This is a genomic window from Paenibacillus sp. 05T425, assembly GCF_056396205.1.
Genome location: NZ_JBFTLA010000007.1, coordinates 21892 through 47818 on the forward strand (window position 1 = coordinate 21892; position 25927 = coordinate 47818).

At 51.6% G+C, this 25927-nt stretch carries 17 protein-coding genes; 6 read left to right on the plus strand and 11 right to left on the minus strand.

Going from position 1 to position 25927, the window contains the following annotated elements:
- Positions 1-109 precede the first annotated feature (109 nt).
- Positions 110-775, minus strand: coding sequence for a DUF2642 domain-containing protein (locus AC1DF0_RS17395; RefSeq protein WP_477574785.1), 666 nt, complete (start codon positions 773-775; stop codon positions 110-112).
- A 224-nt stretch (positions 776-999) separates the two neighbouring features.
- On the opposite strand from AC1DF0_RS17395, the gene AC1DF0_RS17400 reads away from it, so the two are divergent.
- Positions 1000-2070 carry a CotH kinase family protein gene (locus AC1DF0_RS17400; RefSeq protein WP_442052126.1) on the plus strand — a complete coding sequence of 357 codons (1071 nt, stop codon included), beginning with the start codon at positions 1000-1002 and terminating at the stop codon, positions 2068-2070.
- Between the two features lie 18 nt (positions 2071-2088).
- Here AC1DF0_RS17400 and cysK read toward each other — a convergent pair whose 3' ends face one another.
- The 5 genes from cysK to AC1DF0_RS17425 form a co-directional block, all read right to left on the minus strand.
- On the minus strand, positions 2089-3006 hold the full coding sequence (cysK, locus tag AC1DF0_RS17405) for a cysteine synthase A (RefSeq protein WP_477574786.1): 918 nt from the start codon (positions 3004-3006) through the stop codon (positions 2089-2091).
- Positions 3007-3010: 4 nt separating this feature from the next.
- On the minus strand, positions 3011-4225 hold the full coding sequence (locus AC1DF0_RS17410) for an MFS transporter (protein ID WP_477574787.1): 1215 nt from the start codon (positions 4223-4225) through the stop codon (positions 3011-3013).
- 90 nt (positions 4226-4315) lie between these two features.
- Entirely contained in the window at positions 4316-4864 is a 549-nt protein-coding gene (locus AC1DF0_RS17415; protein WP_477574788.1) for a hypothetical protein, read from the minus strand.
- A gap of 111 nt (positions 4865-4975) precedes the next feature.
- Positions 4976-5395, minus strand: a complete 420-nt coding sequence (locus AC1DF0_RS17420) for a DUF350 domain-containing protein (protein ID WP_442052130.1) — start codon at positions 5393-5395, stop codon at positions 4976-4978.
- Between the two features lie 58 nt (positions 5396-5453).
- Positions 5454-7829, minus strand: coding sequence for an endonuclease MutS2 (locus AC1DF0_RS17425; protein ID WP_477574789.1), 2376 nt, complete (start codon positions 7827-7829; stop codon positions 5454-5456).
- 321 nt (positions 7830-8150) lie between these two features.
- On the opposite strand from AC1DF0_RS17425, the gene AC1DF0_RS17430 reads away from it, so the two are divergent.
- The 3 genes from AC1DF0_RS17430 to AC1DF0_RS17440 all read left to right on the plus strand — a co-directional run bounded on the left by AC1DF0_RS17430 (position 8151) and on the right by AC1DF0_RS17440 (position 10075).
- Positions 8151-8510 carry a phage holin family protein gene (locus AC1DF0_RS17430; RefSeq protein WP_442052132.1) on the plus strand — a complete coding sequence of 120 codons (360 nt, stop codon included), beginning with the start codon at positions 8151-8153 and terminating at the stop codon, positions 8508-8510.
- 214 nt (positions 8511-8724) lie between these two features.
- Positions 8725-9111: a cupredoxin domain-containing protein gene (locus tag AC1DF0_RS17435; protein WP_442052133.1), complete on the plus strand. Its 387-nt coding sequence runs from the start codon at positions 8725-8727 to the stop codon at positions 9109-9111.
- 283 nt (positions 9112-9394) lie between these two features.
- Complete coding sequence (locus AC1DF0_RS17440; protein ID WP_442052134.1) at positions 9395-10075, plus strand: SDR family NAD(P)-dependent oxidoreductase; 681 nt, start codon at positions 9395-9397, stop codon at positions 10073-10075.
- A 437-nt stretch (positions 10076-10512) separates the two neighbouring features.
- Here the strand turns inward: AC1DF0_RS17440 and zapA are convergent, their stop codons facing one another.
- From zapA to AC1DF0_RS17465, 5 genes are all read right to left on the minus strand, one after another.
- Positions 10513-13209, minus strand: coding sequence for a cell division protein ZapA (gene zapA / locus AC1DF0_RS17445; protein ID WP_477574790.1), 2697 nt, complete (start codon positions 13207-13209; stop codon positions 10513-10515).
- A 217-nt stretch (positions 13210-13426) separates the two neighbouring features.
- Complete coding sequence (pheT, locus tag AC1DF0_RS17450) at positions 13427-15868, minus strand: phenylalanine--tRNA ligase subunit beta (protein WP_442052136.1); 2442 nt, start codon at positions 15866-15868, stop codon at positions 13427-13429.
- Positions 15869-15892: 24 nt separating this feature from the next.
- Complete coding sequence (gene pheS, locus AC1DF0_RS17455) at positions 15893-16924, minus strand: phenylalanine--tRNA ligase subunit alpha (RefSeq protein WP_442052137.1); 1032 nt, start codon at positions 16922-16924, stop codon at positions 15893-15895.
- Between the two features lie 429 nt (positions 16925-17353).
- Positions 17354-20428 carry an Npt1/Npt2 family nucleotide transporter gene (locus AC1DF0_RS17460; protein ID WP_442052138.1) on the minus strand — a complete coding sequence of 1025 codons (3075 nt, stop codon included), beginning with the start codon at positions 20426-20428 and terminating at the stop codon, positions 17354-17356.
- A 181-nt stretch (positions 20429-20609) separates the two neighbouring features.
- Complete coding sequence (locus AC1DF0_RS17465; protein ID WP_477574791.1) at positions 20610-23327, minus strand: adenylate/guanylate cyclase domain-containing protein; 2718 nt, start codon at positions 23325-23327, stop codon at positions 20610-20612.
- Positions 23328-23575: 248 nt separating this feature from the next.
- On the opposite strand from AC1DF0_RS17465, the gene AC1DF0_RS17470 reads away from it, so the two are divergent.
- Both AC1DF0_RS17470 and AC1DF0_RS17475 read left to right on the plus strand, forming a co-directional pair.
- The gene (locus tag AC1DF0_RS17470) at positions 23576-23962 is read left to right on the plus strand and encodes a DUF4280 domain-containing protein (protein WP_442052140.1); all 387 of its coding nucleotides are present in this window, start codon (positions 23576-23578) and stop codon (positions 23960-23962) included.
- Positions 23963-23964: 2 nt separating this feature from the next.
- Positions 23965-25731, plus strand: a complete 1767-nt coding sequence (locus AC1DF0_RS17475; protein ID WP_477574792.1) for an MORN repeat-containing protein — start codon at positions 23965-23967, stop codon at positions 25729-25731.
- Positions 25732-25927 lie beyond the last annotated feature (196 nt).

Genomic DNA, 25927 nt, shown 5'->3' on the forward strand with positions numbered 1-25927 from the left:
ATTCCCCAAAACCGTATTTCCATGCATCTCAGAGCACAATCGTCCCATTGAAAACAAAAAAAAGACTGCCGTCAGGCTGCTTCCGCAGCTGTTCACGCAGTCTATTTCATTAGGGTACATGAATCGATTTGACATGGTCAAAATGGAGAAATATCGCGTCGCCGCTTGCTGTAACCAGCTCGATCATATTCTGGTCTATATCGCGAAGCACACCCGTCTTATTCGGATTATCCCCTAAGTCGAGTACGACAAACTCACCGATCAGCTTGCGTAGCTGTTGATCGAATGTACGCGCGAGCGTGATCGGGGATGGCTTGAGCGGGAATTGCGCAGCCGTTAATGAGTACGGCGTTGCATTCGGCTCATAGGGAATCAAATACTTAAGATGCTGCAGCGAGACGATAACGGTATGATAGACCGGCGTATAGAACACGAAAAAATCGTTCATGACCGTCGTTACATATCCGTGAATGGACTTGCTTCCCGTTATATAGATTTCCGAGAACATTCCTTTCGAATTCATCAATATTTTACGATAGGATATCGGATCAGAATAAGAGTCGAACGGCAAATCAGGAACGACGATACTATCATTTCCTTGCTCCGAGACTCGCATTTGCTTCATATGAATGAGAGGAATATACATAAACTGCTTGCCGGTATACAGCACTAAAATATCTTGTCCAAAGTCCACTGCTCTTCCGCGAATGAGCTCTTGGTATCCAGAAACGATCAGCTCAACGTTATGACCTAGCAGCGGTTTACAGTTTTTCAAGGCGAACAACCTCCTCTATTGCCCGAATATACAGGTTACTATATTTATATGAAATTGGATTGCGAGTGGTGCTAGATTGATATCCATTTATTTCATATATTAATAGACTCGAATCTGGCTCAGATGCGCAGTGACCGGACAGCATGCCTATGAATAAGGTAATACGTACAGATGCCTAGCCGCCATGGCGGGGCATCATCCTGTGTGCCTTGGGGGCTGATTGCGTGATCACAGAAACAATGACTGTCCGTTCTATTACGATGAACGAATCCGATCTGCATGAGCTGCTACGGGACGGATGGAGCCGATCATTCAAGCAAGCAAAGCTGCAGATTGGCGATAAGGTCCATACCGCGCAAATTGGACTTAGAGGCGGCCATACGCGCAATTATCCGAAGAAATCATTCGAAATTCGGGTCGATGACGGAATGACCTACCATTGGAACGCGGAGTATGACGATCCATCGATGATTCGAAATGCGTTGTCATTCGCTTTTTTCAATCAAATTCATGTTCCGGCTCCGAAAACAAAGCCAATATGGGTAACGATTAACGGAGTGCAAGAGGGCGTCTATCTGGAGATTGAAGCGGTGAACAGCCATTTTTTCGAGAAAAGGAATATTGGTTTTCGCTCACTCATATATGCCGTACATGATCACGCGGATTTCGGTCTTATTGAGCCGGACAGCAAACAGAGGAAACCTTCGTTATTTGGCGGCTACGAGCTTGTTATTGACGCTGGAGATACGAAGAAACGGCTCGTCTCGTTCATAAGAAATTTGAATCAGTTAACTGGTCATGAATTATTTGAGTATCTTGCTCGCCGTCTCGACATCAAGCAATATTTACGCTGGCTTGCTGGAGCTGTATTAACGGGCAATTATGACGGCTTTGATCAGAACTACGCGCTTTATGAAACGCGTACCAGCAAGCGATACCGGATTATTCCATGGGATTATGAAGGTACTTGGGGAAGAAACTGTTATGGCAAGGTGTGCGGCAACAATCTTGTTCGGCTGCAGGGCTATAATAACTTGACCGATACCTTGTTCACCTTCGAAGAATGCCGCAGAAGCTACGGAGCCATCATGAAGAGACTGCTCGATGAACAATTTACGCATGAGAAATTGGATCCGCTTATTGAGAGGATGCATCAGCGCCTGACACACGCTATTCGCAGCGATTATACGCGCAAAGCAAGCTACGACAGCTTCCTGTCGGAGCCTGAATTCATACGCGATTATATCGATGATCGGCGAGAAATGCTTCGCGAAGCGCTGAAGCAGTGGAACTAACGGATTAACATCGCTACATCAGAAAATACCCATGCTCAAATATCTTTCGCCCGTATCCGGGGCAATGCATAATACGCGCTTCCCGGCTCCAAGCTTCTTAGCGACTTGCATAGCCGCCCATACGGAAGCGCCTGCAGACGGACCGACAAGCAGACCTTCGCTTGATGCGAGCTTACGCATCGTTGATAAGGCATCATCATCGGATACTTGGATAATTTCATCATAAACAGATGTATTGAGAATACTCGGCACGAAACCTGGACTTGTGCCTACCAGCTTATGCGGTCCAGGCACGCCACCCGATAATACGGGAGAGCCCTGCGGCTCCACAACCGCGATATGCAGATGAGGCAGAAGCGCCTTCAACGTCTCGCCTGTACCCGTTATCGTACCGCCTGTACCAGCGGTTGCTACGAAGGCATCGAGACGTCCATCGGTCTGCTCCATAATTTCAAGCGCCGTTGTGCGTCTGTGCGCATCGGGATTTGCTTCGTTCTCGAATTGATTCGGTATGTAGCTGCCAGGCAATCCGGCATGCAGCTCTTCCGCCTTGCGTATCGCGCCCGGCATACGCTCCGCTGCAGGAGTTAACACAACCTGAGCGCCGTAGGCCTGGAGCATCTTTATTCTCTCCACGCTCATATTGTCCGGCATAATCAGAATAAGCTTATATCCCCTCGCTGCCGCGGTCATAGCGAGCCCAATCCCGGTATTGCCGCTCGTGGGCTCGATAATCGTATCGCCCGGCTGAATCAGATTTCGTTGCTCCGCATCCTCAATCAGTGAGTATGCAGCCCGATCCTTCACGCTGCCGCTCGGATTGAATCGCTCCAGCTTCACGCACACCTCTGCGCTGCCTTCCTCCACTATTCTCTGCAGCGCGACAACAGGCGTATTGCCGATCAATTGTGTAATATTAGAAACGATTCTTGGCATTCGTTCATTCCTCCTTACTTATATTGTTTTTTTGCAGAAATGGCCGCATAAGCCACCAGCCTGCGATCGGTACGATACCAACCCCGAACATCAGCCACGTAATGGCTCTTGGCGAATCGTTAAGCGGCAGCACAATTAAGTACATCGACAATCCGATTAAGCGGCCAATCACGAGTCCTGCTTCCCTTAGAACAATAAATTCCTCGCGCTCGCGCGCGCTCTCTTCCGTTTGCCCGATCAAGTCGAATACACGTGTTGTCATCGGAATGATGTACAACGGTATAAACAAGGACGTGCCGATCCCGAACATTAGCAGCGTCATATATGATACTTTCCAGAACAAAGGCAAGATAACTGCGGCAATCATAACGGCACCGATCAGCATCGCTAGCTTGTGATTTTTTTTGCTCAGCTTTTTACCGATAAGCCAGAAGCTCACTAAGGCAACCAAAGACGTAATCAGCGAATATGAACCGAGCTTGCTCTCATTCTTCGTAGCAATGAAGACGGTAAGTCCAACAAGAAACATAAATACACCCTCGCGAACGCCTTGTGCTGCAATTGCAGGGAACATGCGCCGCCATGGGTTTCCTTTGGTCATCAATTGCTGAATGCCATGCTTCCAATTGTATGTGCCTTGACCATGCTTCTTCTTTAGCCAGAAGCTAAGTACGACGCTTACTGCGAAGATGACGAGTGAAATCGTAAAAATAAGGCGATATCCTTGCTCATCCTTCAATCTCGTAATCAAGAAGCCAGATACCCATGGCGCTACTATACCCGCCGCTGAGCCTAGCAGTCCTGCCCAGCCGTTGAATCGGTCACGAGTATCCGGATCGGTGACTTCGAAGTAGACGACGTTGAATGCCAGCCAGAACATGCCAAGCGACATGCCGCTTAACATGCCAAGCGGTACGACATAGGACTTGGCAGCCGAGCCTAACAATAGGACAACGCTGTAAAAGACACCCGACATTAAGATGCCAAGCCTAAGACTATGCATCTTGTTATGCTCTTTAACCCATTTCCCTGCGACCCAGAACGTTAATCCGCTAATGACGTATTGTCCTAAGGTGAACCAACCGATCACCATATAAGAACCGCCGCTTGCTTTCCATAAGTAGACGGGCACGAACGTCCCCGACAGCGCGTTAGCGATGCCAAACAGCGCCTGCACGATGAGCAGAAGCGCGGCTTGACGATCCAATGATTTGGCCAAAACGATTCCTCCCGCATATCGGCGTCAGAATTACGTTTTGTAACATTCCCTTAAAGCGCTGGACGCATGCCCGTCCATATTTGCCATTGCTTATTCCGGCTTAGCAAGCCGTTTAAGAAGCTGCTGTCGATTCGATTGGCTGAGCATTGATGACGTGTGGAAGCATGACGGGCATACATACCATACAAGCTCAAGCGGAGCCGGCAATACGGGCTGCCCGAGTACAGGAGAAACCGTCGGCTTGAATGGATCGCCGCCGATCGACTGCGTGCCCGCCTCAAGCATAAACTCTCTGCAGCTTGGACATTCCGGCACTTCATCCTGCTCATCCGTAATTCGTTGCAGCGTGCTCTCTAGAGCAAGCGAAGATCGATCTGTATTTCTGTAGCCTTCGCCTTCGGCAAGCCAACGCTTATGGCCGTGATCGTGGCCATCGGAATCGTCTTCCTCATCCTCCTGCCATTGATCGCTGCTGTCTTGCTCCTCTTCCTCTGCCTCTTCCTCCGTATCTCCACCAAGCTCTATCGTACGATAGCTGCTCAACTCATTGCCGCAATGCGGACAATGCTTCTCAGGGCCAAATTCCGGATCCCATGTAATTTCCGTCAAACACCATGGGCAAATAACTTCCTCGCTCATTGTTCGCGCTCCTTAATTGTTAATTAAATAAATGACGCCGAATACGAAAAATAAAATAGCTACAACGAGCAAAATACTCCACAAATATTTCATGAACTATGCCTCCAGCCGCTATATAACCGTAGCCCCGATCACATAAGAAAGGGAGATCGAGATGACCATGGCAATCATACCGACTGCTCGGTTATCCTTTTGAATTTCATCGTCGATGCGGAACACTGGCGTTAGAAACTCGAACAAGAAGTACGCCGCCAGCAAAATAATAAATCCAAACGCGCCCCAAATAAGGCTCTGATACACCGAATCGTTCGCCTCGATGGAGAAGCGGAAAATATTGCAAATACCGAATATTTTGCCGCTGGTCGCCATTGCCACTGACACATTGCCCTTCTTGATCTCGCTCCAGCACCTGTACTTCGTCACCAGCTCGAATACAGACAAAAATACAATGAGCGAAAGAACGGTAACCGATACATAAACGAGAGATGCGGCAAATTCATTGGTTAGCAGCTTGTCGACTTCATGTTCCATCCCTAATCCCTCCACCTGATGGCTAATTGGCTGGCTGTCGGGAGGCGAACGAAACGGTTTATTTCAATTCAGCCACCGTAACGCCTGCGCCGCCCTCGCCATAATTGCCTAACCGGTAAGTCTTCACATGACTATGCTTGCGCAAATATTGCTGAATGCCCGTACGCAACACGCCAGTACCTTTTCCGTGAATAATATAGACTTGACCTAGACCCGATAAGAAAGATTCGTCCAGGAAGCGGTCAACTTCCATTATGGCTTCCTCTAGACTCTCTCCGCGCAGGTCCAGCTCCATTCTTACGTTTTCGTCGCGAGAACGTTTCAAACTTGCAGCTTGTTTCGGCTGCTGCTGCTTGACGGCAGCGGTCGTAGACTTCAGCAGCTCCATATCGTCAAGCGCAACCTTCATCTTCAATATGCCAAGTTGAACCGTCGCCTCTGAGCCATGTATCTCCGCTACGATACCTTTCTGGTTCAAGCTGTACACCATAACCTCGTCGCCGGCTTCAATTTTAACTGGCTTGCTGCCAGCGCTTCCGGCTGCTCCGCCGCGTTTGGGCCTAAGCTKCTCAGGCGAGGCATCGTCGAGCTTGCGCCTTGCCTCGATCAGCTTATGCTCCTTAACCGATGCGCCCTCTTCAAGCGCCAGCTTGCGCAGATCGGAAATAATTTGCTCTGCCTCGCGCTTCGCTTTCGCGACCGCTTCGCGCGCCTCTTCATGCGCCTTCTGCAGCAGCTTCTCCTTCTGCTCCTCGAACTTCAACCGCTCAGCCTCATGCTTCGCTTGCAGCGCCTCTACTTGCCTGCGCAGCGATTCGGCCGTCTGACGCTCCGTTTCGGCGCTGAGACGATTCTCCTCAAGCGAGGCAATCATGCTCTCCACGCGCTGATCGTCTTCACTAACCTCGCCCCGCGCACGATCGATGATATCCGTCTGCAAACCAAGCCGCTCTGCAATGGCGAACGCGTTGCTTCGGCCCGGAACGCCAACGAGCAAGCGATAGGTGGGGCTAAGCGTAGCGACATCAAATTCCATGCTCGCGTTGATGATGCCTTTGCGGTTGAAGGCGTATGCTTTCAACTCGCTATAGTGAGTGGTTGCCACGATACGGCTTTCCTTGGCATGGATGTGTTCCAGTATCGCAATAGCAAGCGCCGAGCCTTCTGCAGGATCGGTACCCGCACCAAGCTCATCAAGCAGCACTAAGCTCTTCGAAGTCATCGACTTCAAAATACGTATGATGTTGGTCAGATGGCTTGAGAACGTACTAAGGCTTTGCTCGATGCTCTGCTCGTCGCCGATATCAGCATAAATCGCATCAAATACGCATAGCTGGCTGCCTTCCTCCGCAGGTACGAACAAACCTGACATCGCCATAAGGCTAAGCAGGCCGATCGTCTTCAGCGAGACTGTTTTGCCGCCCGTATTCGGACCCGTTACGATAATTGCCGAATATTGATTGCCGAGCTCGACATCGATAGGGACGACCTTGTCACTTGCGAGCAGCGGATGGCGTCCGCGCTTCAGCTTCAAGAAACCCCGATCATTCATGCGCGGCTGCGTCGCTTTCATCTCATGAGCCAGTCTTGCCTTAGCAAAGGCGAAGTCAAGTTGTGCGAGCAGCTCCTGATTAATAAGCAGGTCTTCCACATGATCGGCGGTGAGCGCCGTCAGCTTTTGCAATATTTTCTCAATCTCCCGCAACTCGCCCGCTTTGAGCTCGCGCAGCTTGTTGTTCATTGCAACAATCGCTTCCGGCTCGATAAACAGCGTTGCTCCAGACCCCGATTGGTCATGTACAATTCCGCCGAAGTTAGACCTATATTCCTGCTTAACCGGAATAACGTAACGATCGTTGCGAAGCGTTACTATTGCGTCCTGCAGCATTTTTTGTACGGAAGAGGAGCGAATCATTTGCTCCATCTTCTCGCGTATGCGCGATTCCCCTGAACGGAGCTCGCGGCGAATCGACGCAAGCTCAGAGCTTGCGCTGTCCATCACTTCCGCTTGGTCGTCAATACAGTCGAAGATCGCATCCTCAAGCGGCTTATTCTCCGTTAGTTGCTCCGCTTGGAACTGCAGCATCGGAATCGGGTGATCTTCGTGAATAACGCCGATATGCTTCTTCACGCGGCGCCCGCCGCGCGACGTCGAAGCAATGTTCAGCAGCTCCTCGGGATTAAGCGTGCCGCCGATTCTTGCTCGGTGCAGCGGCGCTGTAATATCGGTTATGCCGCCGAAAGGGGCGCTCCCCTTCAAGCGGTCAGCCGTATATGCTTCATCCGTCGCTTGCAGCATCGGTTTGACGGCCTCCAAATCGGATACCGGCTGTAACTGCTCCGCCGCGGCTYTGCCCAGCGAAGTAGCCGCATGATGCGTCAATTTATGTATGATTTTAGGAAATTCTAATGTCGTTAAAATTTTGGTGTCCAACCGTTAACACTCCTCTCGCCCTACTATTATAGCCGAACCGCGCGTTCGTTGCACGATATGATGCCCTTCCCGTACATAAAAAACAAGCAAAGGGTCACAATAGAAACGAACATACTTAACCAACCCGGCTTTTGCTCCACAGAAGCTAATACGGATCGCTTCACAAACGAATTAAGCTGATGCTTACGAAGCAAGTTTTTTGCTTCACAAAAAACCTAAGCTGATGCTTACGAAGCAGTTTTTTTGCTTCACAAAAAACCTAAGCTGATGCTTACGAAGCAAGTTTTTTGCTTCACAAAAAACTTTTAGGAGGATTCAAATATGAGTTTCATCGGTCATGTCGTGCGTTTCATCGTGTCGGCTCTAGTGTTGATGGTTGTTGGCTTCATCGTTCCGCAATTCAGCGTTGGCGGCTTTTGGAGCGCATTGTTGCTCGCGCTTGTCATTGCGGCGCTCGGCTGGATTGTTGAAGGCATCTTCGGCAAGCGGGTTACGCCGTTCGGACGCGGTATCGTCGGCTTCCTCGCCAGCGCAGCCGTCATCTGGCTAGCCCAATTCATCGTAGGCGGAGTGACGGTTACTTGGCTTGGAGCGATCCTCGCCGCGCTTGTGATCGGCATTATCGACCTGTTCATACCGGTCAGCACGCCATATGAAGCAGGTCGCAGAAATCACGATTAACCACAGCTGATTAATATTACAGATAACGTGAAGCCCTTGAGAGCGGATTCCGGCGATCAAGGGCTGTTTTTATGCGTTCATTTTGCTGTGCTGCTTCTACAAAAAAATCACATGAAATTCATAAGTTTGTCAAACACATGTCACAGCAAATGCTGCGATTATACGCTAAAATAAGGTGTACAAACATTTTCCAATTTGGAAGGGGATCTATGAAATGAAAAAATGGCTGCTATTTGCTGCCGCATTGTGCCTAGTCGCTGTACTCGCTGCATGTGGAGCAAAATCGGATAATCAAGAGAATGCCGGCAACGGCGATGCAGTTGCTGCCGATTCCGGCGCTGCCAGCGCAGAGGTTATTATCACAGCTGCGAACTGGGAGTTCGATCAGAAGGAATACAAAATAAAAGCTGGCGAAGCAACGAACATTACGCTCAAATCGACGGACGGCGTACATGGCGTCAAAATCGACAAAGTCGATAACATCGCAACAGGCCAAACCAAAACGGTTACGGTTGCAGAGCCTGGTACTTACGAAATGATCTGCAGCGTCCCTTGCGGCAACGGCCACAGACAGATGAAAGCAACGCTCGTTGTAGAATAACGCTATTCGCAGGCAGACTGGCACTCTTTTAGTTTACAGCATAGCCTAATCAAGACCTGCCGACAGGCAGGTCTTGATTGCTTTTACGGGCATAAACTAAAGTTATCGGCAAGCTCGCAGCCAAACGAATTAAACTTCGCTGTGGGGCTGTGCGAACGGGGCAGAGCGCTATATCATTTTTACTTTAGTTATGAGTAAAAATTTCTAATGGCTTATCCTCTTCCCCTGCTGCGCCGCCTCTGATAAGATGGTCACAACATAAATGATGATTGGAGGAATGGTGATGGGAGTATTGACTAATCGAGTCGCCATTGTAAGCGGTGCAGGAACAGGACTTGGCCGCGCAGCATCTATATCGTTCGCGGCGGAAGGCGCCGACGTCGTCCTTCTTGGACGCCGAGCGTCGAAGCTTGAGGAAACGGCGCAGCTCGTTAAGGAGCGTACCGGTAAGGACGCTTTGCTGCTGCAGACAGATGTCTCCGTCGATCACCAAGTCCAGCATTCTATCGAATTGGCCTACGAGCAGTTCGGCCGCGTCGATATTTTACTAAATAATGCAGCCGTATTGGAGCCAGGAACGGTGCTTGAGCTCACATCGGAAGAGTGGCAGAATCAAATCTCTGTGAATCTCACAGGTCCCTTCCTATTATCGAAAGCGACGCTGCCTTTCATGCGCAAAGCCAGATACGGCAGAATTATTAATATTACATCCGGCCTATCGTGGAATGGAGCAGGCGGCTATGCTGCATATAGCGCGGCGAAGGCAGGACTCGAGTCGCTTACGCGCACGCTCGCAGATGAAGAGCATGAGCACGGCATACTCGTTAATTTGTATAACCCGGGTACCCTGCGCACCGAGATGCACGCCACCGGCAAAGATCCGGCGATCGTCACTCCCGATCTGATCCGATTGGCTAGCCTGCCGCCAGGCGGACCGACCGGCACCATTCTATCGTATGGATGAAGACTAAGTTTTGACGACTACTAAAACCGCCGCATGTGTTCCTTATTGGGATACGAATGCGGCGGTTTTTGCATACCGTACAGCGCGAACGATGCTAGTTCAGTTCGACAAAATACCGTTACAATCGCTTGTCTGACGAAATCCCGCGAATACGTTCGACATTTTACTTGTGAAACGACTAGCCGCTAACCGACAAACGTTTGAGTGGATTTAGTCCAATGAAACAGACCATTTCAGCAGAAAAGTAACATTTGAGTGGAAAACATCCAACCAAATCCCCTCATTCTGCTCCATTTCATTAATCCAGCTCTCACCTCATTTAATTGGATAAAATCCAATTCCATACTCCGTCATATAGGAATATACAATAATCCCCGAATTCGAATGCGACGGCTTCTACCGTTACTATCAAATCGGGGATTATTTTTATTCATAGGCTAGCTGCGTTCGATCAATTCGATCCATTCATTGTATTCCGTCTGCAGCTTCGAATACTCCTGCTTCAACTTCTGATGCTCTTCAACCAGACGGTCATGCTCCTGCATCAGCTGCTCGGCAGCATGAGATGCTTCATCAAGCTCCATCACGAGTTGACCCGATTCGCCGTTCAGTTCATCCTTCCGAGTGGATGCTGAGGCTACCTCCGACATCGCGCGGGCGAGCTCGTCGCGGAGCGATTCCTCCTCGGCTTCCTGCGCCTGCTTCTCCTGTACAAGCCGGTCAGCCTCAGCGGCGTTGCGCTGAGCTTGCTGGCGCTGCTCCTCTAATTGCTCGCTCAGCTCGCTCAGGCGGGCATCCGCCGCCTCCAACTGCTGCGATACAATACGCTCGCGCGCCGCAGTCAATTCCAGCTGCTCCACGAGCTCAAGCTCGCGGTTGCCGATTTCCTCAAGCTCCTTGCGGATTGCCGCCTCGCTTGCAGATGCATTCTGTGCCTGCTCCTGCAGCGATTCCAGCTCGCTCTCGAGCCGTTCAAGCCTTGCTTCCAGCTCTCGCGTCTGCTTCTCGTAATCATGCCGCTGCTGATACAGCTGCTCCTCCGACATCGCTTGAAGCTGTTCTAGCTTTTCACTGCTTTCCACTTGAAGCTGCAAGTAGCGCTCGCCAGCTTCCGAGCTCGCTTGCTCCATACGCTGCTCGAATTCTACCTTCAACTGGCTGTCACGAGCGTCACGAGCCGAAAGCTCCTCGCGCAGCGCTTGCAGCTCAGCCGTATGCTGTGCTGCCAGTCGTTCGGCGCTCTCCTCGAATTCAATCTGGGAAGCCAACTGCTGCTCCTCCAATTGCTCCTTGCTTCTTGCTTGCAGCTCCTCAAGCGCCTTATCCTTGCTTCTCCGTTCGTTTTCAAGCTCTGATTGCCATGCAAGGCGCTGTTCGTCCAATTCAGCCTTTGTCTGCTCGCGCAGTTCATTTAACTGCGCGAGTGCGGCCTCAGCAGCTTGTTCCAGCTCAATCTGCAGGTTCATCTGCGTCTCTTCATGCTCGCGAACCGCAGCATCCAATTTCTCTTTGTACTCCGCTTCAACAGCTGCCAAGCGAGTGTTTAGCAGTTCAACGGCTTCCCGCTGTTGCTGCTCGAGAGCTCCAGCATTCCGCTGAACAAGCTCCTCATTCTCAAGCTGCTGCTCCAGCAGCTCTTCCTCAAGCTGAACGCGCTGCTCTTCAAGCTGGCTCGCCTTGCCCGCAGCCTGCTCATACTGCTCGCTAAGCGCTGCCAACTGCTCCTCTGCAGCCTTGCTCTGCTTCTCAGCTTCGGCAAGCGCTAAGCGCTGCTCTTCAAGCTGGCTCTCCGTCTGCCGCAGCTGCGCAATTACATTGTCGCTTTTGGCTTGAAGCTCCGTAAGCTCAGCTCGCGTTTCCTCCAACTGACCATCACGCTCACTGCTTTCCAGCTCCAGCTTCGCATACGATGCACGGAATGCCTCTTCCTGCTCCAGCGCTTGACCGATCTGCTCGTCGGCTAGCACAATTCGCCGCTCCATCGCTTCCTTGTCCGCATTCCAGCCTTGCTGCAGCTCAGCTGCTTGCGCTTGAAGCCTTGCCCGCTCCTCCAGCCAACCGTTCCGGCGGCGTTCAAGATCGGACCGGAAAGCCTGCTCCGCCTGAGCAGCCTCATCCTTCAACGCTTGCTCCCTCTCAGCCGCTTGCTGCTCGCGTTCAGATGCGGTAGCAGCCGCCTCAGCCAGCCAGCTTTGCTCCCGCTCGTCCCACTTGCGTTGCCATTGCTCTGCAAGTGCGGCTAACTCCGCCGACTTCTCATTAACGATAGCGCTAAGCTGCTCTTCCTTGGCAAGCTCCAGCTCAAGCAACGCTTCCTCTTTCGCGCTAACCAGCTTGCTAAGTTCCTCGTCCTTCACGCGCTTGAACTCCGCTAATTCCTCGTCCTTAACCCGCTGAAGCTCGGCAAGCTCCAATTCCTTGGCGTGCTTAAGCTCCGCAAGCTCTTCTTCCTTCGAACGAGCAAGCTCCGACAACTGCTCTTCCTTCTCGAAGCCGAGCGCGGCAAGCTTCGCTTCGACCTCAGACTGCAGCGCCGCAAGACTCGCTTCCTTCTCGCTTAACAGCTCCGACCAATGTCCGTCCTTAGCAGCGGCAAGAGCAGCAAGCTGCTCCTCCTTCTCTTGCAGTAGAGAAGCAAGCCGTTCAGCTTGTTCCTCCCTCAATCTTGCAAGCTCCGTTTGCTGCGCCTCGCCGGCTTCCTTCATCGATTGCTCATGCGCTTTCGCTTGCTCAGAGGCAAGCTCCATCATGCTTGCCATCTCGGCTTCAGCCGCAGCCTTCGCCTCCGCAAGCTGCTCCTGAGCTTGCTGCTTCAGCTCCGTAAGCTCTGCTTGTATCGTTGCCGCCTGTACCACAGACTGCTCCAATTGCTGCGTGGCAACAGCCAGCTTCGCTTCCTCCTCCAGCAATCTTGCGTTGTCGCGGCGCAGACGGAACACTTCCTCCGTAATTTGCACCGCAGACAGAACCGCCAGCTTCGGCATATCGAGGCGCGGGTAGCCCTTCGCCAGCTTCTTCATGCTCTCATCGATCGCGCTTGCGACTCGCTTCATGTATTCAACGTTTGTATGGCCTTTAAGTTTGTATTGGACTCCATATATATCAACTGTCACTACTGCTTGTTCAACATCCATTTAGGCGAATCCTCCCATTATCCAAGTCGCTTCACATGAGGTTATTTATATCCGCGGAACACCGCTCCTAAGAGCATCTTTCATTACGGATACCGGGTGCGCATTTTGCTCCATAAAAAGCTGGAAAATCCTTCTTCCTACAAGCAAATATGTGCATAATAAAGCCGCATCGAAGCTCACTAGGAACTATTTCGATGCGGCTTTAAAGGTTTCCTGCCTACTTGCGCAATTCCGCTGCAAAAGATTGTTCTAATTTCACAACAACCTGTTCATGCAGCGCCGATACCTCTTCATCGGTCAAAGTACGCTCGCCATGACGGTATACAAGCGACAGTGCAATGCTCTTCTTGCCCGCTCCGAGCTTCTCCCCAGTAAACACGTCGAACACCTTCACCGACTCCAGCAGTTCGCCCGCCGTCGACCATGCCGTCTCCGTTAAATCTCCCGCTGCAACGTCCTGCGATACGACAACTGCGATATCGCGTGAGATTGCCGGATAACGAGGAAGCGACTTGTACACGATATCTGAGCTGGCCAGCTCGTAGAGCGTATCCAAGCCGATCTCCAGCACGTACGTATCAGCCAGATCAGCCTCCAGCTGAAGCGCCGGATGCAATTGGCCGACATAACCGATAATTTCCGAGCCTTTCGCAGTCGCGATGCGCACAGCTGCTGTGCGGCCAGGGTGGAAGTGCTCCGGCTGAGCCGCTTCATAGGTTACGCTGCCCGATACGCCAAGCACCGAGAACACCGTTTCAAGAATACCCTTCGCATCATAAAAATCAACCGCGACCGCCTTCTGATTCCATTGCGATTCCGTACGGTTTCCAGTCAATAACGCAGCGAAGCGATGCTTCTCTTGCGGCAGGTGCGTCAGCTGTTCTTCGTCGGTATGGAATACGCTGCCGATCTCGAACAGCGATGCCGATTCGTTCTTACGATTGCGGTTATACGCCGCTGTCTCCAGCAATTGCGCGATCAGCGTCGTCCGCAGCACGCTGCGATCCTCGCTCATCGGCATCGACAAGCGAACGGCCTTCGCTCCGCCTGCTAAGCTTGGGAACAGCTTCGTCCGTTCAGGGCCTGTGAACGAGTAGCTTACGACCTCGTGCAAGCCTGCGTCCGTCAGCCGCTTGCGCAGCTCGCGGCGAATCGCTTGCGGCTTCGTCAGCGCGCCAGGCGTAATGTCGCCGTGAATCGGCGTCGTTGGAATGTTATCGTAGCCGTATAGACGCGCTACCTCTTCGATCAGATCGACAGCGCGGGTAATATCTCCGCGGCGGGTTGGCACTTGTACCGTAAATACGCCGGCATCCGAATATTCGTACGCGAAGTGAAGGCGGCCGAATATCGTTTTCACTTCCAAGTCGGACAGCTCGGTACCGAGGTAGCCGTTAATTTTGTCCAAGGACACTGCAACGGAAGACGGCGCAGCTGCTTTCGCTTGAACCTGAACGATTCCCTCCAGCACGAGGCCGCTTCCAAGCTCCGCCATTAGAGCCGCAGCGCGGTCGAGCGCCGGGATTACGCGGGCTGGATCAACCTCCTTCTCGAAGCGGATGCTCGACTCCGAGCGAAGGCCAAGCTGGCGCGATGTTTTGCGAATCGTTCCGCCGTCGAACTTCGCCGACTCCAGCAAAATATTAACCGTTTGCTCCGTAACCTCCGTGCTCGCGCCGCCCATAACGCCTGCAAGCGCAATCGGCTGCTTGCCGTCGGTAATAACGAGCATATGAGGCTCCAAGCGACGCTCCTGGTCATCAAGCGTGACGAGCGTCTCTCCTTCACGGGCTAGACGCACATCAATGCGTCCGCCTGGAACGAGATCCGCGTCGAAAGCATGCAGCGGCTGACCGTATTCGAGCATAACGAAGTTCGTTACGTCAACGATGTTGTTGATTGGTCGCACGCCAGCAGCGATCAGACGATTTTGCAGCCATAATGGGGAAGGACCGATCTTAACGCCCTTAATATATCTGGCCGAATAATGCGAGCATAGATCGGCTTCGCTAATGCTAACCGCAACATGATTCTCGGTTTTGTCAGACGTATGGTTGACCGTCGTATCAGGCAAGCGAACCTCGCGTCCTGTTAGCGCGCCAATCTCATACGCAACACCTAACATGCTTAGGCAATCCGAGCGATTCGGTGTCAGGTCGAGCTCCAGCACTTCGTCGTTAATGCCGAGCACATCAGCGATTGGAGCGCCGATATGCGTCGATTCCGGCAGCACGAGAATGCCTTCCTGTTGATCCTTAGGCAGCAGCTTGTCGTTCAGGCCGAGCTCCTTCGCCGAGCAGATCATGCCTTGCGACTCAACGCCGCGCAGCTTCGCCCGCTTGATTTTGAAATCGCCAGGGAGCACCGCTCCGATAACGGCCACAGGCACGCGTTGACCGGCATCGACGTTTTTGGCGCCGCATACGATCTGAAGCTCCTCGCCTGTACCGACATCGACCTTGCACACATTCAGCTTATCCGCGTCAGGATGCTTCTCCTTCGACTTCACGTAGCCGACAACCACACCGGTAACGCCTTTATTGCGGGATTCCACGCCGTCAATCTCGATACCGCCGCGAGTCATTTTCTCCGCCAGCTCTTCGGCCGTGAAGCCTGCAAGCTCGATATATTCATTCAACCATTTATAGGATACTTTCATAATTGGCTAGCTCCTCTCTCTTCGTCACATTCTCGCAAATTGGCTTAGGAAACGCAGATCGTTCGTATAGAAATGACGGATGTCGTCAATGCCGTACTTCAGCAGCGCGATACGTTCTACGCCCATACCGAATGCGAAGCCGCTAACCTCTTCCGGATCATAGCCGCCCATTTCAAGCACTCGCGGATGTACCATGCCGCAGCCGAGAATTTCGAGCCAGCCCGTTTGCTTGCACATCCGGCAGCCGTTGCCGCCGCATTGCACGCAAGTAACGTCAACCTCGGCGCTTGGTTCAGTGAACGGGAAGAAGCTTGGGCGAAGACGGATTTGCGCTTGCTCGCCGAACATTTGCTGTACGAATTGAAGCAAAGTGCCCTTCAAGTCGCTCATGCGAATGTTGCGGCCGATGACCAGCCCTTCGATCTGATTGAATTGGAACGAGTGAGTCGCATCGTCGTCATCGCGGCGATATACTTTACCCGGGCAAATAACCTTGATTGGCGCGCCATTGCTCGCCTTCATCGTACGAACTTGAACCGGCGACGTGTGTGTACGCATTAAGATATCGTCCGTAATGTAGAACGAATCCTGCATGTCACGCGCTGGGTGATTTTTCGGCAGGTTAAGCGCTTCGAAGTTGAAATAATCGGTCTCAACCTCCGGTCCTTCAGCAATCGAATAGCCGAGGCCGATGAACACGTCCTCGATCTCTTGCGCGACCTTGTTAAGCGGATGCACCGAGCCTGTCGGCAGCGCTTTGCCTGGCAAAGTGACGTCGATCGTCTCCGCGCGAAGACGGTTATTCGTCTCCTCCTGCTGGAACGCTTCCTGCTTCTGCTCGATTACAGATTCAATGGCAGCGCGGACATCATTGCCGACTTGACCGATAATCGGACGCTCCTCGGCGCTTAGTCCGCCCATGCCGCGCAAAATTTCCGTCAACGCGCCTTTCTTGCCCAAGTACTTGACGCGCAAGTCGTTCAACTGCTGCGGATTTTGCACTTGCTCAAGCTCCGCAAGCGCCTCTACGCGCAGTCCTTCCAATCTTTCCTTCATCGTTATCGCCTCCGTTTGTGTACTTCCATCCAGCCCTATAGGCACAAAAAAAGGCCCTCTCTCCCCGAAGGGACGAAAGAACCGTGGTACCACCCTAATTCGGATCGCTGCCAAAACTAAATGTCAGGCAAACAATCCCTTAATCCCATAACGGCGGGAACCGGACACTCCCTACACGCGCGCTCTGCGTCATAACTCTTGACGTAAAGGCGTTTCAGGCGTCTGCTCAAGAGTGAACTTCGGCAGCCTAGTTTCACATAAACGCTCTCAATCTACGGCGTCTACTCCCTGTGCGAAAGCACTGCTTACTTATCTCTATCATCGCTTTCAAGCCATATTAAACATTAATCTTTATTATATGCAATAAGGCGAGCGGTTGCAACCTCATTCGCATTAACGAATCGTCTGAAGCTAGCCGCTGCCATTAGGCTAGCTGTCAATACGCATCATCATCTCTTCAAGCAGCCGAATTCGAGCGAAGGAAGCTCGCAACAATCCAATGCCGATCTCCGGATACAGCCTAATGAGCCGCTCCACTTGATCGCCGGCAAGCTTAAGCACGCGCACCTCGCCAAGCAGCGATTGCGCCGTTACCGACGAAGCCGTGCCATCGAGCGCTGAGGTTTCGCCGCATACATCACCCGTTCCGAGCACGCCGATCGTCCCCTCCCAGCCTGCCGCCGAGACGCTCGTCAGCTCGACATTGCCTTCCACGATCACATACATCGCAGGGTTCGGTACGCCGCGCTGCAAGAGCGGCGCATCATCCGGGTACAACTGCTCGACGGAAATATTAGCGATTAGTCCAAGCTCCTCCAGCGACAAGTCTGCAAAATAAGGGACCTGCCTCAAAAACACGACTTTATTCAAACGGGTCATCATCTGCTGGTCGCCCATATCCCCTTGTCCCCCCTCGGCTGCTGTAATTGAAATCGCTGCGTGATCGGGCTCGCCGCCCGTTAATGCACCGGAAGCGATTTCCCGCCACCAGTCGTCCCGTGAAGTCAGAGCCGGTTCAAGCATCGCAATGGCGGCCTCGTCATCATTCACTTCGCCATCTTCATCGCTCTCCTCGTGCGTACTCACCATAAGCTGGGAAAGTCTTCTATCCCCTATGCCTTCTGCAAGAACTTCCCAAGCATTGCTTCGGATTTCTTCGTCGGGATTGTCTACCGCCCGCTTAATCGTATCAACGACCTGCTCATCGGCAAGCGCCGCGAGCACACTCCACGCACCGTCGAAAATGAATGCACATACCTCTTTATAACGAAGCTCCGCGAGCGCCGCCAATTCCTCCCTACCCAGCTGCTTCAGGGCAATCGAGAATTTCGCGGCCACATTCAATTGGCTGATCCGATCGAGCACATCCTCAATCAATGTCGTTCGAACCTGCTCCTCGGGCAGCAGGACAGCCAAAGCCGATACGGTTGCTTTCCATCGCTTCGCTGACGCTTCCGGCAAGCTCGCCATCAGCGGCTCTATCGCTTCACTCCCCATATGAATAAAACTCTGCGTCGTTGTCCTCAGCATCTCTTGGTCCATCAACGGCAGCTTCTCAAGAAGTTTAGGGATAATCGCGATATAACCAAGCTTCCCTAAACACTCGATGGCCGCGACACGTGATGCGGGATGCCCTTCCCAGACAAGCCTTTCCACCTTCGGAATGAACGTATGCAGCCCCAGCTCTGAAATGACCGGGCATAGGTATACGGACGTTTCGTCTCCTTGATCCAATATCCGGTCAATGACCTCAGAGCAAGCCTCGATGCTCGGCTCATTATTGAAGCTGTACATGGCCTTTACCGCCTCGGCGACAACGCTCGGATGACGATCCAACAGCTTTTGTCTTAAAAAATAAAAAGCATGATGCTCCAGATGCTTCATTCTCGCAATCTGACGGACTCCCTCCGCACGCATCTCATCATCCGGATCTTCGAGGAAAGCGGCGACCTTCGCCATCGCGACGAGATCCGCTTTCTCTAAATTCATCGCTCTGACCGCAGCAACGCGAATCCGCGGACTCGGATCGTCCATCATCGTAAGCAGTTCCTCCGCATCTCGCGGGTCCTGCATCCTGCCAATAAGCTGAAGCGCAATTTCTCTAGCTGTATCGTCCTTATGTTGCAGCAAGCGTCGCACTTCCGTCATAGCGGTAGAGTTCCCGACAAATTCTTCGAAGGATTCAGCAAAATCCTGTTCGCCGATCGACTGCACGCTATTCACAAGCTCGTTCATATAGTGTCGTCTGCCGAGCCACGCCAGGACGAACAGCAGCAACGCTACGCCAAATCCGACAATGGACAAAGCCGTCCATGACAAGCGTAAACCCGAATGCAGGAACAATAGACCCGCTCCGATCAGAATGCCAGCCGATGCCGCAATGCCTTGCGCCGCATACCTGTAGCTGTCCCTTTGCGTGAGAGGCAGCGTTTTGAAAAACAACTGGTAGGCGGGCTCGGCCCAATAATAATAGAGCAGATAGATTAGGATATAACCTCCGGATATGAAAGGCAGCGCTGCCGCACCGCCGATAAAGATGGAGGCCGCCGCGAATGAAATAATGTTGACGGCGGCTATCGCCGTCAGCATTTTGCTTGCGCCGAACCTCGCCATCAGTTTCCCCGATACGATCTGCAATAGGAAAGCGAGTATGTACAGCACCATCGTAATCATGCCAAAGTAACGGCTGAACGATTGCTCATCCGGATAGGAGTGCTTTGTGACAATGAGAAGCTCGTATTCAATCAAGAAATACAGAGCTGGCATCAGCGACATGATTAATATAACAATTAATAGGAAAGGCGAACGCAACGCATGCTTGAACACCGTTCCGGTTGAAACCATCTCTTCCTCTTCCCGATCGGACTCAATCTTAAGCGACAATGGAACGAGATATTGGGTGATGACTTTATTGTAATTGCCCCAGGAGACCAGAAGAAACACGGCGCCAACGGCATAAATTACGGCAGGTCCGAACACAAGGCTGATTAATTGTGCAAGCAAACCGGCAGTAATACCGCCAAGCGTGGTCGCTCCGATGAATACCGGCATCAGCCGCTTCGCCTGCTGGGTTGAACATAGATCGACAGCCAGCCCCCATAACAGAATCGTTTGCTGTCTGACGACAAAGTTGGACAAGATGAACATCACGGGATAAAACCATTTGAATTCAACGCCAAAGCTCTCAAAGCTCATTAAAATGATAGAGTTGACTACGACGATGCCGATCATAGTCCCGAACATGACCCGCATGAGCTGCGGCTTCGAAAGCTTCCCCGCAAGCCACGACAGCAGCCATGCCTCGAGCGGCAATAGAATCGCTTCTATGACATAAACATAGGAAAGATAGTCGCTGCCGAACCTCTGATTGAACAGCGCCATAAACCCGTTATAATTCAGCGTTTCCGCTATTCCGCAAATGAAGAATACAGGAGCCATCATAAGCAGCTTACGGTAATCTTCCGGCCTGGAATTAATAGCGCGCAACAATTGTACTGCTTTCATAGCGATTAAACCTTATTCCGGACGTTAATCTCCCGGATTTCCTCTTCTTCATAATACGCCAAGTATTCGTCTATTCTCGTAAATGGCACTCCTATTTTCGCGGTATGTTCATCATGTGCTAGTCTATCGGATCGTAATTGTTCTACCGCCATTATAGTTGTTCCTCTCCTCTATGGTCTGATTATACCGCTAGTGTGCCATTCCAACCTTCGACAGCGCCTCTTTGGTAATATTCATCGCACAAATAGAAGTAGAGCTTCGCCGCTTTGTCGAAGCGGTTCACCTTAATGACTTCAATAAAGGTTTCCCTTGCATCAAAGAACCGCCCTTCTTGGCAGAGCGTAACGCCTCTCTCAAACATCGCTTTCGTTCGTTCCTTAAGCGCGCGTACCGAGTCCGAATCGCCTTCGTATACGTCCACAAGCTCAAGAGGCTCATCCTTGCCATCAATTCTGACTCGGCCAAGCAACCGGTGACGGAACCTTTCAGGCGATCTCAGTTGATCAAAAAAAGTACGGGTAACGAGTATCGATGCGCCCATCGTATCGGACATGCGTTCCAGCGTCGCCGTAACGTTGACGTCATCGGAGATCACGTTTCCTTCCATCCTCTGCTCCTCGCCTACAATGCCCAGCATGAGCGGGCCTTTGTGAATCGCCATGCCCATATCAACCGGCGAATGGCCGGATGCCAGCAAGCTGTCGTTAAACGAAGACAATTCTCTGCGGATCGCTACGGCTGCTCGAAGCGCGTCATCCGAACGGGCAGGGAATAGCGCCATAAAGCCTGCGCCTAAATATTTACTAATAAGACCTTCTTCCTTGCGGACGAAAGGACTGAATCTTTTTAAGAACGAGTTCATAAAATCAAAGTTTTGCTTAGGCGTCAGCTGCTTGGACAATTGATTGAAGGAGCGAATATTCGCAACCATAACCGCCATATTCTGCTGAACCTGATCCCCTAGATGGATGTCTGTAATGCCTTTCTTTCCTAGGTACTTGAAAAACTGCTGCGGAACGAAACGATGCGATGCTTCGCTGAACGATGTGATGTCCTTAATATAGGTGCGGATATGGAGCGCCATTCGATTGAACTGCTCGCCCAAATCGCCCACCTCATCCTGCGCGCGGATATGAACCTTAACGTCCCAGTTACCGTTCGCCATTTCCATAACGCTCCTGCGGAGCTTGCGCAGCGAAGAGAGCAAATAATAGGTAACGGCCAATACAAGCACGATAACGCCGATGCTGATATAGCCGATATTGCGCATGACGCTCATGTAGATCGTTTGATTAGCTTGGTACAACACATTCATGTCTCGTCCTGTCTCATAGATGCCTACAAGCTTGCCCGTGGAATCATAGATCGGACCAATTGCATACAACCACTTGCCCGTGGTGTCTTCCCATCTGCCGGATACGATCTCACCTGTCTTGACGACCTGCTGGTCTGCCTCCTCGAGCTGGAAAGGCTTGTACATATTGACGCCGTCATCGTCGTCCATCATGATGAACATTTCGCCATTCTCATATTTGTAGAGCGTACTGTACAGTCCTTTGCGATTCGCCGCATCCTCGCTTTCGAACAAGAAGTTCATCTTCTTGCTGATCGCCTGATAATCCTCGTTCATATAATCCCTCGGCGAAGTTAGACGGTTAAGCTGATCGCCGTTAATAATGTTCTGTCCGTTGCGCGCCAAGAGCGAAAGCTGCCGCTGCATCTCGTCTTCCATCCGTGAAGAGAAGCTGTCATAGATGAAGTTCGATAGCAGTACCATGGCGATTACGAGAATCGGAACGATAGCGAAAACTTGCTTGAAGAACAAGGAGATTCGGCGGTTAAGCAGGTGTATGTAGATCATCCGTACTAGAAGGGCGACCACGATTAAGAACAGAGCCCCGGCGGTCCAAGTCAGCCAGCCCTGCCAAATCGACGAGCGGTTATAAGTGAGGTGAGTGATCGCCTCAGCAGCCGCTTTGTCAGCGCTAATAGTAATAATACGATCATCCAGTGCCATGCTCAGACCGCCGGCAGCATCGATCGTAACATCCATAATTTCAAGATTTTCGGCATCAGGAGCTAGACTGGCGAGGTCAGCCTCGGCAATGTCCGTGCGGAGATCGCTGGAGTCCGCAGCTTTCATGCTCGTAACGGCGTTCAAGAGCCTATCGATAAAATAAAGTCTGCCGTTCTCGTGCAGCTGCAGCCGCTCGGGGAAATTTTTGCGGGTACGATCCATCGTATCAAGCGGGTACACAAGCTTCGTGCTGCCATCCTTCAGCACATTAAAGATCGCGCCGCGTTTGGATGAATAGAAGATTTGTCCAGGCTCGTATCCGACGATCTCGGACATATAACGATTCTTTTCCATTTCAAAACTAAATAGTTCTTCGGGAGCGCTATCCTTTGCGGATATTCGGTTAAGCGTAATTCGGCTCTGCTCATCAAGATAGAAATACACCGAATCCCCACTGACCTGCACGCCTTTAATTTGACCTACACGCTTATTCGTCCCGTCGCCTTTAAACGTATACAGCGTAGTCCCGACGGAGTCTCCCGGCAAGTATTGGATAATTTGCTCCTCTTGCACGTACAGGCCATACCCGTCCAACACCGTTTCAAGGACGTACATCGTGCCGTCAGGCGCTGTTGCTACATCCGTATAATCATGACGGGCGCTGCTGTCCAGACTTTGTTGTAATTGCTCCTTCATCTCGCCATTGCCGTTAATGCGCGTCAATTCCTGCCTGGAATCGCCAATAACGTCCAAGCTTCCATCAGGCCCCGCTGACGCGCGCGACAAATAAGAGAGTGACGCTTCCTTCGTATATGGCAAAGCTTTGAACTGATCTATATTCGGATAGATCCAGAATCCAAGCCCTACAGCTATCAAGAGCAACAACACAATCCCCAAACCGGACTTTCGCATGCGCACCATCGCTTTCACTTGCATATTTTTTCTATTTCTATAGTACTACATGATACGTTATTTTACATCCCTTTCCTTGCGCGGAGAACATCGAATATTCCCGAATTTCGCAGGTTTATGTTGATGGGCTTAGCCGGCATATAGTACTATTAATAATAGTATAAAATGGGAGAAGCGATTCGGAAAATAATAGATTCGCTCTCGCGGAAAGGAACGTTATGGGACAACTCGTATGCGGTGGAGCAACGCTAAAATGCTCCTTCGGAGCCGCTCCTGGCATGCTGACCGTCTTGCCGCAGAACATGGTGATGACGTCAATGCCCATTGCCAACATTATGGACAACAAGCCTATGGTTAATATTCTCCCTTTCGGCATGTGCTCGTCATTAGCCAATCCAACCGTGGCTTCGGCAACTGCCGCAGCATTTGGCGCATTGACTCCTATGCCCTGTATTCCGGTAACTGCCGCTCCATGGGTACCCGGGTCACCAACCGTGCTGATTGCCAATATGCCGGCGCTTAACAACTCATCGAAGTGCATGTGCAATTGGGGCGGTGTTATCGAAGTTGTTAATCCCGGTCAAGTAACGATACAGGTGCCTTAGCTATGATTGAGTCCATTCTTAAGCCGATATTCAAACCGATCAAGAAATACGTAATGAAGCCGATTAAGCAAGCTCGCAAGCTGCCTAAGCTGCTGTTGAAGTGGCTTCGCAAGTTTCTCGTCACGGCCATATTCGGCCCTCTCCGTTCGCTTAACAACTATGTCAAGCTGGGAAGCTATTATATTGCGAAGAAGCTGATTGCGCTTGTTATCGTTTTAACGCTCATTATTGTTTATTTCGGTTTCATCAGTCCGCCGCCGTTGTTCAATAAGTGGTTCGGCAAGACGCCGGAGCTGTCGGCAACGGCCGCTGCGGACAAAGGGTTCACCGGTACGGCTTCTATCACTGATCCAGAGGGCAATCTTCTGTTCGAGGGCCAATTAGCGGACGGCTTGTACACGGGCACTGGCAAGCTCTACTACCCGAACGGAAACTTGAAGTACAGCGGCGACTTCGACAAGGGCATGATGATGGGCCAAGGCGAGCTGTACAACGAAGATGGCCTTTTGCTCTATAAGGGACTGTTCGCTGCCGATCAGTACGCTGGCGCGGGTACGGCATTCTATCCAAGCGGAAAGCCAGCTTATGTTGGATTGTTCGCTGCAAGCCTGTACGAAGGCGCGGGAACGACCTATAAGGAAGACGGCACGGTCGTATATGCGGGCAACTTCATGAAAGGCCTCTATCAAGGGGATGGCAAGCTATATAGCGGACCTGAGAAGCTGCTGTACGAAGGGCTGTTCAATAATGGCGTTTACGAGGGTGCAGGCAAGCTCTATGACAGTAACGGAGTTCTCGCCTATGAAGGAAACTTCACGGCCGGTGAATTGACGGGACCGGGCAAGCAATATTTTGCATCAGGATTCGTCAAATACGAAGGCGATTTCGTGAAGGGCGCTTATCACGGTACAGGAAGCTCCTTCAACGAAGCCGGCTCGCTCGTCTACGCAGGAGGTTTCGCTTCCGGCTTGCCGAACGGGATCGGCCAAGCGTACAACGCAAGCGGAGGCATTGTGTACGACGGCAAGTTCGTCAATGGCAAATATGAGGGCGTCGGTTCGTTGTTCGACGCCGACGGCGCACCGATCTATAAAGGGTTCTTCCGTTCCGGAGGCGTGTATGCGGAAGGGTTCATGAACCTATCGCTTGTGAAGCTGCAAGAGACGTTAGGGGTGGCCGACCCGCCGCCTCCTGCCGAGACAATCCCGCCAGTCGAGGAAACACCACCCGTTACGGACACGCCAGTAGAAGGCTCCGTAGATGGCGAGCAAGTTGGAGACAATGGCGGTACGGGAACGCCGAGTACTGAAACTCCGACAGCAACGGATGCGCCATCAGACAGTTCAGGTTCTCCTGCTGAGGAGACTGCTCCGGAGAATGAAGTACAAGCGCTTAGCGCCGGATCGAACAATGCGGTGACAGATGCAGCATCTACCGAATCAGATGTCGCTACCGGATTGATTGATGGGCTTGAGGAAGAAATCCTTCCTATGTCGCTTACCTTCAGCTCCGCTCAGCTTTCATTCGTGCTTGAAGTCGATGCCGACAATCCGGAAGCCTACTACGTTCGCAAGCTGACAACATGGAACAGTATTGTAATGGAGCAAACTTATCAGCGGCTGCTGGATGCCAAAGCCGTCTCTTCGAAGGAGAAGCTGCCGAATGGCCGAACAAGCATCATGTTCAAATCCGGCAACGCCTTCCTGACCTTCCTCCTGAACAAGGACAAGCCGGTCAGACTTGAGATCAGCTACTATAACCCTGAGTAAGCGGAGTAACTGCTATCCAAACTTAAAAAGCCCTCGCCGTAACTATATGGCGAGGGCTTCTTTCTATTTGCTCCTGCTCCATAAGTGCGTATACGCTCTTACAGACGCCATCAGTTACTCCAACTATAGCTATTAGTGCATATACGCTCTTACAAGACACTCCGGACGCGCTCCAAACTATGCATCTGCTCAATAA